The following is a 12,776-nucleotide window of genomic DNA, read 5'->3' as shown; positions in this document are numbered from 1 at the left end:
GTACATAATTGTATATATTATTAACGTTAACGTCAACGTTAGATTTCAGTTATGAAGTCTTAGCAAGTTTAACATCCTCTTCGCTTCTCTATCTTCAATTGAATAGGAGGTTACCCATTCGTTGAATAGCCGACCTCTCACAACACCCTACGTGTTGTTCAGCATATGGCCGTATTTAAATTTACGTCTTGAGTTGTCAGTAAATACACAGAAAAGAATATGAATCAGATTTTCTGAGGTTAGGTTCGCAATAACCAAAACAGAGAGGGTTCTGAGAACTATCGTGGACGTTGGACGAAGAACCTTTTTAGTGCAGAAGAAGAAACGGCTTATCTGAAAGCGCAGGTAGAATATTTCTAAAAAGCTCAACACGAATTTGCACGGAGAGGGAAGCTGGATTTTGAAGCCCAATGCCAGCCCGTTCAAGGAATAAACAAGTGGGCACTGTGGTTGGGTGTGTAAAATTGCTTAAATTCATCGCGCAGGTCACTACAAATGGATGAAGAGTGTTGTCCTAAGAGAAAAACAAGTAGATTGGGATGCACATATAAAAGCACATATTTTTTTAGGTATTCACCAGCTTCGTCCTTATTCTGGCTACTGACGTATGCGAAACGCGTTAGGAAAGGAAGGCTTCGTGGTGAATCACAAAAAGGTTCGTCGCTTATCGAGAGAACTTCAATTATTTCTATAATTTTCATAATAATATTCTATAGTTAAACCTCCTACTCATCTTTCAATAATTTAAATATATAATTAGATAACAAAAAGCTTTTTAACTATTGTTCATACTTCCCAAAACTGCCCCATACGATTTATCTTCTAACATAGACTACTCTTTATAAATCTGTAACACTCATTCGTATGTATTTACATATGGAACAGATAAGGACGGAATCAGTAGTACTTCCAAATGACGAAACTTACTATATGATTCAAAGAGCAAGTCAAGTCCTTTACTTTCGAAAAGAACTTGACTTGAGAAGAGAATTTAGATGATTTATATCTTGATGAAAAGGTCTCCTACTACTCTTATAACGATCATTTCGACGAAACTTGTAAACTAGACTTAAGGATGTTTACAGTCACAGCCTTCATAATCTGAACTCACATAAAAACAATTTGTAGTTCCGGATGAATTTTTGCAGCGGTCATAATTATGAACATACCCTATTCCCCAGATATCACAACCGTCTTCACATGTTCTATTTTGGTTACATTTCCCTACATAAGACCAACCACTCGGACACCCAGCCATTCTATTTCCTCCTCTTAATAATAGTTTAATTAATTCAAAGAAACGATATCCCTGTATTCCAATCATAATAATATAAAACTTATACTAGGGATATTCCTATTATATTCCACATTTAAGATTTGGAAATAAATAATATCTAAATCTTTTATAAGTAATTATTTGCATTTTCAATTATTTTTAATTTTCTTCCATTTAGAATGTAAGCAACGTTAGTTTTATAGATTGACGGTTCAACCATAACAGTAGAGGCATGTAATAAATTAATATGTTTAAATTTTTTCTGTTTGGTTTTAAATAACCATTCAGGACCATCAAAGATAACTATTGTGTTTTGAAATGTTCCAATAGCCAACTTTTCTTCAATACTTTGGAATTCCTGCGCTCGATAGTTTAAAAAAATGAAGTTATAAGAATCAGTACTACTTAGGTTAAGTTGAGAAACACATTTGGACAATAACGCCTTCTGCATATCTTTTAAGTTTTGATTAATCAAAATCAAAACAATAATTAATGCAACTAGAACAATACCTATTATTAGAATATTCATAAACTTGGCCCCAGTTTCTTGATTTTTTTCAAAGTATCCCAAATATCAAAAATCACAATAAAAATACTGTACGCCAATAATAAATATAGTGAATGTCTGATGTCTCTTTGTTGATTTGAAATAATGATTTGAACTAACGATAGAACAATAAAAAATATATTTCGCAAAATTGGGTTTTTATTTAGAAAGCTCACTTTCCCAAAACAATTACATGATTCTATTCCGCTTTCACGTTTCTTCCTGTAAGTAATAATTGTGAAAAATATGAATAAACATATTGTTGCAACTTCTTTATATGGATTAAGAACGTGAAATGCATATAGGATTGCTAACAGGAACTCCAATATAATTACAGTGACAGCAGCCACTTGAGCTAAAGATGACGGAACAATGTTGTAACTCTTGATTTCATATGAAAAGTTAAAAATATTTCTTGCTTTGAAATAAAAGGAAACGAAAAAGATAAAAGAAAAAAAATAATCTATAAGAATCAATGTTAATCCCATTATGACCTCCTGTAATCAGATCGAAAGACAAACATACATTTTAGGTTCCACCATAAAAATTCTCTATTTTGTAACGTAAAAAATTTCAAAAAACAATTTATCTTGAAATTCAGTCGCCTTTGCGTCTAATCATAAAAATCTTCGCTAATCAGAGGAAAACTCTACTGTTAGCATACGTATTACGATTGTATGAAGATAGCTGTTTCTACTAACACTCCAATTAACTGAGCGTTGTTACAGTAAGTAGGCCTTACGTTTATGAATAATCAAAGTATGGTGGTATTGCTAAATTGTAATAATCCAGACCACAAACGTAGCTTTTTATGATAAAGCCTTCTTTATCAATACTGTATAACCATGGTATGGTACCTGTATTAAGTTGTTCTTTCATTGCTTCTGAGCTGAAGGAACAGATTTGATAACTTTTAAAAATGGTTTCTAAAAGTTCTTTCTCTCGTTCTGGAGCATCAATTAAAATAAGGACGTTAGCATCTGTATGTTCTTTACTGAATTCAACCAAAGACTCGAGTGCACTCTCACAAGATCTACAAGACACACTTAATAATAGTATCATTAGATACTCATCTTTAATAAAGTCATATAGATATGTTGTTTTCTCATGAATTAGTACATTCGGCAGCAGTTCACCAACTTGAAGTACTGAGGGTCTATAATTCATTTTTTTAAATGGTAAATTCATGATTAATCCTTCCTTTATTTCAATTTTTATAATTTCAGAATATAACCGCCACCATTTCTGGTTAATAAATATTTAGGTTTTTTTGGATTTTCCTCTATTTTTTTTCTTATTTTTTGTATAGTCATATAAACATTAGCTTCACAACCAAAGCCTTTCCAAACAGATTTCAAGAGTTCGGTTGTATAAACAACACTATTACAATGATTAATGAGAAATTGAAGAACTTGATATTCCCTAGAACTTAAATCAATACATTTATTATTTTTTAAGACAGCTTTTCTGTCAAAATCTAAATGTAATTTTGAAGCATAAATACTTTTTTTTGTATTCAGCAAAACATTTTTTTGAACATTTATTCCAATTTTACCAAGAATTCTAAATGTCTTATCAACACAATTAGTCGAATCATAATACAGATAAATATCCGCTATAGCCCCTAAGTATAAATTTATTAAATATTGCAATTCATGTTCTTTCCTAACCATTGATAAATGAAGAATTATTTTCTCTATTTCACCTAAATGAATTTTTTGCAAATCATCTTTGCTACTAACAGTAATAATAGACGCTCCATTAAATAATGATTGTACATATGCTAGGAAACTTAGGTTATCGGTCCACAATAAAATTTTCATATGAACTCCATTTCTCGGTTGGTACATAGTCATTAGCTTTACATGCATTCCAAAAATCCTAGTAATTAAAGAACACCTGCGGTATATTGCAGGCGTTCTTTCTTAATTTTTATTATCTACACTCGCAATCTTCAAAAGTACTAGTCACATAGTAGCATTTCGTTGTTCCACTTTGAGAGCAACGGTCATAAGTATGCTTATATTGGATTACAAATCCAGCATAAGCGGGATTGTCACAAGAAGATGTACTACAAGAATAGTCAGTACATGTTCCAATACGAGTCCATCCAGAAGGACATGCCATTCTATTACCTCCTCTCATTTATTCTGTCATTTACATTCATAAGTTTATAAAAAAACAATTGTATAAATCTATAAATTTATCCTAAATTTGATTTGGATAATTAAAAATGTATCCCCCTCCTTTTTTAGTGACTAATAGTTCAGGAGACTTAGGATTGATTTCGACCTTGTTTCTGATCTTTTGAATAGTCATGTATACATTTGCTTCGGAAGTTAGCCCTGACCAAACTCTTTTTATTATTTCCTCTGTATTAATAATCTGTCCTTTATTTTCAAATAGAAAATAAAATAGATTAAATTCCTTTTTAGTCATTTCAACTTCGATGTTTCCTTGAATAATCACTGATCTATTCATTTTGTTTATTTGAATCATTTCTTCACAACAAAACGATGAAGAATTAAATTCATTAAATGCAGCTTCTCTTTTTTTTAATTGGTAACGCTGATTCTTCAAGAAATTATGTAATTCCTTATTCCAGTCTTGATCAATAACAATTATATCTATACCTTGTTTCACTTTTCTTCTTAGAAAAATGAAATCATTAATTGAGAAATTTGGACAATCAAGGATGATGCACCTAATGTAGTTCTGATCAACACTTAGAAACGAATGAACATCAGAAACAATAATGAATCCTCCCGTCTCTAATAGTAGTGTGTTAATTTGTGCGGTGTATATAACTGAATAATCCTTCCATATAAGTGTCGACAATAAAATCCCTCCTTTAATTGTAGTCACGACACTCTGTGCGGATTCTGCAATTCTTTGTTTGAAGAGAGAAAGGCAGCAATGATGACATTGTTTATCTTATGGATAAAAATTAAATTTTATATTTATCTTTAATTCATACAAAGAGATTAAGTTTAGGAATCAGTACTAGCATATATTATGAAGCTATATACTAAATCCTGGTTTATAATCTATCAATATATAATAATTAACACATAATTAACAATAAAGTCTATATTTTCAACAAAATAATTAATATTATATAAAATTTAGGGCTTATTTATGTAAGAATGTTTGGTTTCTCCTTATGATGATAATTAAAAACTTAGGAGCGATATTAAATGGAAAAGCCTGAATTCTTGAAAAAATATGACTTAGATATTCTCAAAATTGATGATTTTTTACCAAACATGCCTCTCTCTGACCACACCAACTTACATGACTTAATTGAAGATCATTTAATACTATTTTTAGCAAGCACTCATTGCGACTTGTGTGAACAAACACTAGAAGTTATTGATAAGTATACTGAGAAGAATCATGATCTAAATATCGTAGTTCTTTTAGACTCCGATCCATCTAGCATCGGAATGTTAATCAATCACTTTAAAGAAAGGGCTCAATTCTATTTAGTTCCACCTCATATCATGAATAAATACTTGAAAATGAGATTTTTACCTGTTGGTTTCGCAATTGATTGTAATATGAAAATTGTCACTACACATTCTGTTCAAGATATGAATTCATTTCAGGATCTGATAGAACCTTTGCAATTGGAAATTATGAGGTAGATTATGAAGTTTAATTTATTAAAAAAAGAAATTCATCATAATTCTTGGAGATTGTACGTGACAATTCTTGTGTTAGGCTTGTTAACTGCATTGCTTTCTACAAGTCAGATAGAAGTAACAAAACATTTAACAGATACGTTAGTAAGTAATTCAATTAATTCCCAACAAGTTGTTCTATGGATGGGTCTTCTTTTTTCAGTGTATATTGGCATGAATTTAATCAAAGTCATTAATACATACTTTCAAGATAAAGTACGTATTCAAATGAGCTTTAATCTGGACACCATATTCTTAAATAAAATTAATCCACAAACTATTACAAATGTAGAAACGCCTAAGTATCAAAATGAATTGAACATCGCAAAGTATGGATTCGATTCTATATCAGGTTTAACTTTATCTTTTCTACAATTTGTTAGTCTTTTATTCTCCATAACTTTCTATTTCGTTGTTATATTTCAGAAAATTTGGTTTCTTCCCTTTATAATATTATTGCTCAACTTACCTAAATTGCTCACTGAATCTAAATTGGCAGTGAAAGATTATCAATTTGTCGAACAAACTACAGAAGTTTCTAGAAAACGTTCAATCCTTCAAAGCCTCCTCTTAACACCATTAGCTATTAAAGAAATACTGATATTTTCTGCTAAGCCTTTTATACTGAACCATTGGGATCAATCGTATAGAGAAGAAATTATACAAACATTAAAATACAAAAGACATGAGTCTGTAAAAAAACTCATCCTTGGCCTTCAATCTAACTTGGGCCTGCTGTTAAATCAGTCTGTTCTAGTCTTTGCATTAATGAATAAAATAATATCATTCGGAGATTACATTTCACTTTTAGCAGCAATTACCATGATCGAATCCTCATTCTATGGTGTTGCAAGTTATTACAGACAAATTAAGCAATATCATATATCAACTAAGAAATTGGTTGATTTTTTTGGAAAATATTCTAATATAGGTATAGAAAGTAAAGATAGTGTAAGTATAAGATCAAAAGATTTATCCATACAAAACCTTAACTTCCAGTATCCTAACCAAAAATTTAAAACTCTTAATGGAATTCATCTAAATATTAAAAGTGGAGAAAAAATCTCTATTGTAGGCAGTAATGGATCTGGAAAATCGACTTTATCTAAAATTATTGCTGGATTACACGATATTGAAGCTCAAACTGTCTTTATTGGTGGAATAGATATAAAATTGTTAGATTCAACCTCATATTTTAGCAATTTTTCTATGGTAACTCAGGATTTTATGAAATACCCTTTTACATTAAAAGAAAATATCTCTCTTTCTGATAAACCTAATATTGAAAAGATTCTCAGCATTAAAAGAACATATTCAAACCTCATTCCTGATATTGATTTGAATACTGTATTGGGATACGAATATGAAGGTTCTAGACAACTTTCAGGTGGTCAGTGGCAAAAGGTTGCTTTAGCACGAGCATTATATAAAGATTGCGAATTTATGATCCTAGATGAAGCCACTTCCGCGTTGGATCCGGAGTCAGAATTCAAATTTATTAATACGTATATTCAAGAAGAACGAAGAAAAAATTTAATTTTTATCACTCACCGTTTAAATTTATGCAAACTTTTTGATCGAATTATTGTTATGGATAATGGGAGAATAGTAGAAGTTGGGACACATCATCAACTCATGAATTCAAGAGGAACATATTACAACTTATATCAGAGTCAAAAAATGGAGGAAGAATATAATGGGCTTGTTCAAACAACTATTTAAGGATGCTCAACACGGAAGCGAAAATGTAATAGAGTCATTTCGACCAGGAGAAATGTTCCCTCACCATGACCGTCAGCCAAAAAGCAATGTTGTTTTTTTATCCTTAACTTGCCAAGATTGTATTGAGGTCATCACAGCCATACAAAAGGCTAGTACAGCAGAGCACAATAAAGAAAAGATTAATCTAGTCCTATATATCGTTGCTACGGTTGAAGAAGTCAAAGAACTTGATACTTACTATAATTCGAGTTTCACCATATATGCGATTACAAAAAAAGAGCTCGTAGAGAAGTATAAAGTTCCTAGCACGCCCTACTGTTATCACACTGATCAAAATCATCAAGTAATCAGCACAACTGAATTTGACGATGTGAATTCATTTATGAAAATGATAACTGCTTTTGACTTTTGATTGTTCTCATCTATAATTTAGCGGGGTTTTCTTTGAGAAAATATATTTTTCTCCTAGAGCCCGCTTTCCATTTGTATTCATTATTAAAGGAGTGGCATAATTGATGGTATCCAGGAAACAAAAAAAACATAAAAAATTTAATAAAAAAAAATGGGCTATACTGACTCTTACAGCACTTATTCTTCTCGCTGGTTCAACCTATTTATTTAGAAAAGAATTATCTGTATTTGGGTTTAATACAGTGTTAAAGAAAGATGTTAAAAAAACGCTAGATAAATCATACAAACCCGTGGGATATGAAAGCAAAAGTCCTAAAGTAGAAGTGAGCGAACCTTTTTCCTTACTGTTGCTTGGTATCGACCAACGTGAAGGTGAACCTAGTCGGTCAGATACAATAATATACTCTGTAATACGGCCTAAAGAGGATAAAATACTACTACTCTCCATTCCTAGGGATACTTACACCGATATTATCGGAAGAGATGTAACATCCAAAATAAACTCTGCATATGCCCATGGTGGAGCAAAAATGACCATAGATACCGTGGAGAATCTTCTGAAAAATAAAGTAAATTACTATGCTGCTGTAAATTTCAATGGGATGAAAGACATTGTTGATGCAATAGGTGGAGTTAAATTACCGATAACTGAATTAATTGAAAACAAAAATCCTATTCATGAAAAATTAAGAATAGAACCCCATAAGCCAATTTATTATGGTCAAGATGCTTTAGCCTATGTCCGTTACCGTGAAGATTCTGATTTTAAACGTACCGAACGTCAACGTATTTTTATCAGCGCTTTGATGGATAAAGCTTTGGAATTGAAAAACATTTCTAAAATTCCAGAATTAATAGATATTGCTGGTTCTAATTTCACAACTAATATGGACTCTGATTTTATTCTGAACTTAGCAGAAACTGTTTACTTAAAGGATTCCTCTCCTAACTTTGAAAATTATATGCTTCAAGGTAATGGGAAAATGAGAGGAACGACTTGGTATTATGACATTGATTCTGAAGATTTAGAATACGCCCAAGATCTTATTGCAAGTTGGCTGGGTAGTTCTGATGAAGAGGGACTTCTACATCCTAAAAATATGGATTAATAGAGTTTTTAGTTGAAATAGCAAAAAAACTAGTAGGAGCATAAGCCCTACTAGTTTAATTCACGTTAGCAACATTGTGAATAATGACTATCTGCCCAATAGCAGTCAGTTGCTCCTGTTTTGTTATTTCTGCATCTGTGATACTCGTGTCTGTACCAAGTATATTCTAATACTGGTACGGTGCTGCACACTTGATTAAGGTTACAAGACCATTGATCGTTACATTGACTAGTATAAGTCCAACCTGATGGACATCCCGCCATATAAATCAGCTCCTTTCTAATATGTATTATATATCCACATAATACAAAATAACATAAATTATATATAAAAAAATACTAAATAATACAATAAATTCTTTTTTGTATAAACAATACTTTATGCAATCCTGTTTGATTATTATTTGATTGAGATAATATTACTAATGGGAACTTTATATTATTAATAAGCCCTACTCTCTTCCTCTTCATGGTTAGCCAAGTTAGATTAGCGTTCATTCGCATAAGGACTGAAAATTAGGCTGTACAAATTTCATTTTTGGACTGGGTATTTCTACGCTTCAAACAGAATTCCGCCGTGTTTGCTTTAACATTTTCTCAAGCAGCCTTTCCTATGAATCTTTACGTTGGTGCTGTCCGTTTCGGTTATCTTTACATGACTGCACGTTCCACCATATCCTTCGCGTTCCGCACTCTTCTTTTGCGTTAATCCCTCCTTTCCGAAGTTTAGCTGTGCTTCCTACTGTTTTAGAAACTTTCATCGACGGATACCACCTCGCGATGGATACCCTTGCTCTTTGCCTATGGGTTCTTAACTCCCCCAACAGCGGACTTTCACCACTTAACTAGTCGCCGTGATTGGTACATACAAAAAAGACCCGCTTCACACGCAGGTCTTCCTCTGTACACTATTCATTCACTTTACCTTAAACGTTCTGCTCATTCTGTTGCTGTTGAGCACGCTGCATTTGCTTCAACCGGCCTTCAACTCTGGTAAACAATCTAAACGTATAGAATCCTGTAGCAACCAGACTCAGAACCAAAGCTCGTACATCTGTAAGCCAGAGACCGATAATGCCGAATATCGTGATAATCACACCAAATTGCATCATCAGATTGGCGCTATAACTTTGCGCTTCGTCCCATAACTCGGGATTACTCATTGCACGCGGGGTCCGATAACCATATATTCCGTTAATCATTTTCGGTGGTTTTTTGAACACCATCAACCCCAGAATGAAATAACACACTCCAATGATGATCCCTAATACTGCTCCTGTCAAAACGTTCTCCCCTTCACTGTTGTCTTCCATAGACCTGCTCACACTGACACTCCGATGACAGAATAACCTGCGATGGTAGCTTCGCTTCTTCAGGTCATCTCTGTCCTCTCCGTTCTCGTGTAAATGTCTGGTTAGACTTATCTACATAAAAATATAAAAACGGCTCTACGTATATACGAAGAGCCGCCTGGATCGTTTCGTAAACTTAGATATTCTTCACACGAAGTACACGCATGGCGTTCAGGACAGCCAGCACCGTAACACCGACATCAGAGAATACCGCTTCCCACATGGTAGCTATGCCAAACACACCGAGTAACAGGAAGATCGCTTTAACCCCCAGAGCAAACGCGATATTTTGCCATACAATCATTCGTGTACGCTTAGCAATGCGGATTGCACTCGCTAGTTTCGACGGTTCATCTGTCATGATGACCACATCAGCCGCTTCAATCGCGGCATCTGAACCAAGTCCACCCATGGCCACGCCCACATCGGCGCGTGCCAGCACAGGTGTATCGTTGATGCCGTCACCGACAAACACCATTTTTTCCTTCGGAGATTTGGCAGCTTCCAGTTGCTCCAGCCGCTCGACTTTATCCTGTGGCAACAATTCAGCGTAGACCTCATCCACACCCAGCTCACGTCCTACCGCTTCACCTACGGCTTTGGCATCACCTGTCAGCATGACCGTTTTGCGAATGCCGAGTTTCTTCAGCGCCTGAATGGCTGCGGCTGCGTCATCCTTCACTTCATCGGCAATGATCAGATGACCAACATACGTGCCAGCTTCAGCCACGTGGACTATCGTTCCGGCTGTCTCCGGGGTGGTATAGGATATACCCGCCTGCTTCATTAATTTGGCGTTGCCTGCCAGCACTTCCCGACCATCGACGCTCACCTTAATCCCATGTCCGGCAACTTCGTCATAACCTTCCACACCTTGCGTGGGAATGGCTTTGGCCCAAGCTGCGCGAATGGATTCGGCAATCGGATGATTAGAATTGGCTTCGGCAATAGCTGCAAGCTCCATCAGTTCTTCTTCCGTGCGTCCACCTTCGGGATGAATGGCTGTTACTTTGAATACACCTTTGGTTAGTGTACCCGTTTTATCAAAAACAACAACTTTCACATCGTTCAACGCTTCAAGGTAGTTACTGCCTTTGACAAGAATCCCGTTACGTGAAGCTGCTCCGATACCACCAAAGAATCCAAGTGGAATAGAGACCACCAGCGCACAAGGACATGATATAACCAGGAAGACCAATGCACGATAGATCCAATCGGCAAATGTTGCACCACTAAGTATCAACGGCGGAACAAATGCAATCACGGCTGCAAGGATAACAACAACCGGTGTGTAATAACGAGCAAATTTACTAATAAAATGTTCTGTTTTCGCTTTCCGACTGCTCGCGTTCTGCACCAGGTCCAAAATCTTGGATACCGTTGATTCACCAAACGTTTTGGTAACTTCAATCGTCAACATACCATTTTTGTTCACAAATCCACTCAGTACATCACTTCCGGGCTCCAGCTCACGAGGTACCGATTCCCCTGTCAGAGCAGAAGTGTCCACCATGGAACGCCCAATTCTTACGATACCGTCCAGCGGTACTCGCTCGCCCGCTTTCACTACAATTCGATCACCAATCCGTACGTCTTCTGGAGAAACCCGTCGGGTCTCTTCACCCGAACCCGTCAGGATATTCGCATAGTCCGGGCGAATGTCCATCAGTGACTGAATCGACTTACGTGACCGATTAACCGCCATGCCCTGAAACAGCTCCCCGAGCTGATAGAACAGCATAACCGCTACCCCTTCCGGATACTCTCCAATGGCAAAAGCACCCAAGGTAGCGACGGACATCAGGAAGTATTCATCGAACACCTGACCGCGGATGATGTTTTTGGATGCCTGGAGCACGATATCTCCCCCGGCAATCAGATAAGCAAGCGCATATAGAGTAAACTGTGCCCAGCCCTCCAGCGGCGACCAGATTGCAGCTGCGAGCAGCACAGAACCTGCAGCAAGACGAGCAAGCAACACTTTTGTCTGTCCTGCACCATGTTCATGCGAGTGGCCTGCATGGGTATCATCATGGGTATGGATGTGATCATGTCCAGCATGACCTCCGTGCTCATGCACATGACCATGTGCGTGGCCCTGCGAATGTCCATGATCTTGAGTATGCGAGTGTTTGTTATGTGAGTGTCCATGATTATGTCCGACATGGTCATGACTGTGGTTATGCGCACCAGCTGCACTCCCTGTATGGGTGTGCACATGTCCGTTCACGTGTTTTCCTTTTTCCGAAATGCGAATATGCGGCTCCAGCCGAAGCACTTTGCGCTTTGCTTCTTCCACTACCTGTTCATCCATGTCGGAAGTGGTGTGTAGCGATAATGTTTTGGTAACAAAATTGACAGAGCATTCGTTAATGCCCTTAATTTTTTTGACGCCATTCTCGATCTTTAATGCGCAGTTCGCACAATCCAATCCATCAAGTAGCAGTTCCCTTTTCACCTGTTCCTGTCCGGTTCCCATGTGAATTCTCCCCTTTGCAGTACAAAAACGATGTTATATTTCAATTGTATTCAATATATGAGCACTCATTCATATGTTTGGTTACCCCTATTATATGCACGCCTAAACATGAGTGTCAACAATCGTTGTTGATTTTTCATACAGATTATGCTAATAGTAATCATTTCGCTTTAGGCGGGTTTTGGATATAATAGAGCT

At 35.7% G+C, this 12,776-nt stretch carries 11 protein-coding genes; 4 read left to right on the top strand and 7 right to left on the bottom strand.

Going from position 1 to position 12,776, the window contains the following annotated elements; translation table 11 throughout:
- Window positions 1-1,403: 1,403 nt before the first annotated feature.
- The 5 genes from MKY95_RS03370 to MKY95_RS03350 form a co-directional block, all read right to left on the bottom strand.
- Complete coding sequence (locus MKY95_RS03370; RefSeq protein WP_036614185.1) at window positions 1,404-1,805, bottom strand: hypothetical protein; 402 nt, start codon at window positions 1,803-1,805, stop codon at window positions 1,404-1,406.
- Window positions 1,802-2,311, bottom strand: a complete 510-nt coding sequence (locus MKY95_RS03365; protein WP_036614188.1) for a MauE/DoxX family redox-associated membrane protein — start codon at window positions 2,309-2,311, stop codon at window positions 1,802-1,804. Before MKY95_RS03365 ends, MKY95_RS03370 begins: the two co-directional genes overlap by 4 nt.
- Before the next feature lie 256 nt (window positions 2,312-2,567).
- Window positions 2,568-3,011 (bottom strand): hypothetical protein, encoded by a 444-nt coding sequence (locus tag MKY95_RS03360; protein WP_036614191.1) that lies wholly within the window; start codon window positions 3,009-3,011, stop codon window positions 2,568-2,570.
- A 26-nt stretch (window positions 3,012-3,037) separates the two neighbouring features.
- Window positions 3,038-3,646 carry a winged helix-turn-helix domain-containing protein gene (locus tag MKY95_RS03355; protein WP_162158989.1) on the bottom strand — a complete coding sequence of 203 codons (609 nt, stop codon included), beginning with the start codon at window positions 3,644-3,646 and terminating at the stop codon, window positions 3,038-3,040.
- Window positions 3,647-4,031: 385 nt separating this feature from the next.
- Window positions 4,032-4,661 carry a winged helix-turn-helix domain-containing protein gene (locus tag MKY95_RS03350; protein ID WP_051447352.1) on the bottom strand — a complete coding sequence of 210 codons (630 nt, stop codon included), beginning with the start codon at window positions 4,659-4,661 and terminating at the stop codon, window positions 4,032-4,034.
- 359 nt (window positions 4,662-5,020) lie between these two features.
- Between MKY95_RS03350 and MKY95_RS03345 the strand changes: the two genes are divergently transcribed.
- The 4 genes from MKY95_RS03345 to MKY95_RS03330 all read left to right on the top strand — a co-directional run bounded on the left by MKY95_RS03345 (window position 5,021) and on the right by MKY95_RS03330 (window position 8,748).
- Entirely contained in the window at window positions 5,021-5,470 is a 450-nt protein-coding gene (locus tag MKY95_RS03345) for a hypothetical protein (RefSeq protein WP_036614193.1), read from the top strand.
- Between the two features lie 3 nt (window positions 5,471-5,473).
- On the top strand, window positions 5,474-7,228 hold the full coding sequence (locus MKY95_RS03340; protein ID WP_036614196.1) for an ABC transporter ATP-binding protein: 1,755 nt from the start codon (window positions 5,474-5,476) through the stop codon (window positions 7,226-7,228).
- On the top strand, window positions 7,203-7,640 hold the full coding sequence (locus MKY95_RS03335; RefSeq protein WP_036614199.1) for a hypothetical protein: 438 nt from the start codon (window positions 7,203-7,205) through the stop codon (window positions 7,638-7,640). The genes MKY95_RS03340 and MKY95_RS03335 overlap by 26 nt, the downstream gene beginning before the upstream one ends.
- Window positions 7,641-7,743: 103 nt before the next feature.
- Window positions 7,744-8,748, top strand: a complete 1,005-nt coding sequence (locus tag MKY95_RS03330) for an LCP family protein (protein WP_036614202.1) — start codon at window positions 7,744-7,746, stop codon at window positions 8,746-8,748.
- Window positions 8,749-9,673: 925 nt separating this feature from the next.
- Here MKY95_RS03330 and MKY95_RS03325 read toward each other — a convergent pair.
- Both MKY95_RS03325 and MKY95_RS03320 read right to left on the bottom strand, forming a co-directional pair.
- Window positions 9,674-10,060, bottom strand: a complete 387-nt coding sequence (locus MKY95_RS03325) for an SdpI family protein (RefSeq protein ID WP_036614206.1) — start codon at window positions 10,058-10,060, stop codon at window positions 9,674-9,676.
- 175 nt (window positions 10,061-10,235) lie between these two features.
- The gene (locus MKY95_RS03320; RefSeq protein WP_036614209.1) at window positions 10,236-12,578 is read right to left on the bottom strand and encodes a heavy metal translocating P-type ATPase; all 2,343 of its coding nucleotides are present in this window, start codon (window positions 12,576-12,578) and stop codon (window positions 10,236-10,238) included.
- Window positions 12,579-12,776 lie beyond the last annotated feature (198 nt).

This window comes from Paenibacillus sp. FSL P4-0176 (assembly GCF_037975265.1).
Taxonomy (GTDB): Bacteria; Bacillota; Bacilli; order Paenibacillales; family Paenibacillaceae; genus Paenibacillus; species Paenibacillus amylolyticus.
Note: the sequence above shows the minus strand (reverse complement) of the source record. Positions and strands in the feature narration are given on the sequence as shown.

Coding starts and splice junctions, on each gene's coding strand:
- MKY95_RS03365 (WP_036614188.1), bottom strand. CDS start 2,311: ATGGGATTAACATTGATTCTTATAGATTATTTTTTTTCTTTTATCTTT.
- MKY95_RS03335 (WP_036614199.1), top strand. CDS start 7,203: ATGGGCTTGTTCAAACAACTATTTAAGGATGCTCAACACGGAAGCGAA.
- MKY95_RS03360 (WP_036614191.1), bottom strand. CDS start 3,011: ATGAATTTACCATTTAAAAAAATGAATTATAGACCCTCAGTACTTCAA.
- MKY95_RS03345 (WP_036614193.1), top strand. CDS start 5,021: ATGGAAAAGCCTGAATTCTTGAAAAAATATGACTTAGATATTCTCAAA.
- MKY95_RS03330 (WP_036614202.1), top strand. CDS start 7,744: ATGGTATCCAGGAAACAAAAAAAACATAAAAAATTTAATAAAAAAAAA.
- MKY95_RS03355 (WP_162158989.1), bottom strand. CDS start 3,646: ATGAAAATTTTATTGTGGACCGATAACCTAAGTTTCCTAGCATATGTA.
- MKY95_RS03340 (WP_036614196.1), top strand. CDS start 5,474: ATGAAGTTTAATTTATTAAAAAAAGAAATTCATCATAATTCTTGGAGA.
- MKY95_RS03370 (WP_036614185.1), bottom strand. CDS start 1,805: ATGAATATTCTAATAATAGGTATTGTTCTAGTTGCATTAATTATTGTT.
- MKY95_RS03325 (WP_036614206.1), bottom strand. CDS start 10,060: ATGGAAGACAACAGTGAAGGGGAGAACGTTTTGACAGGAGCAGTATTA.
- MKY95_RS03320 (WP_036614209.1), bottom strand. CDS start 12,578: ATGGGAACCGGACAGGAACAGGTGAAAAGGGAACTGCTACTTGATGGA.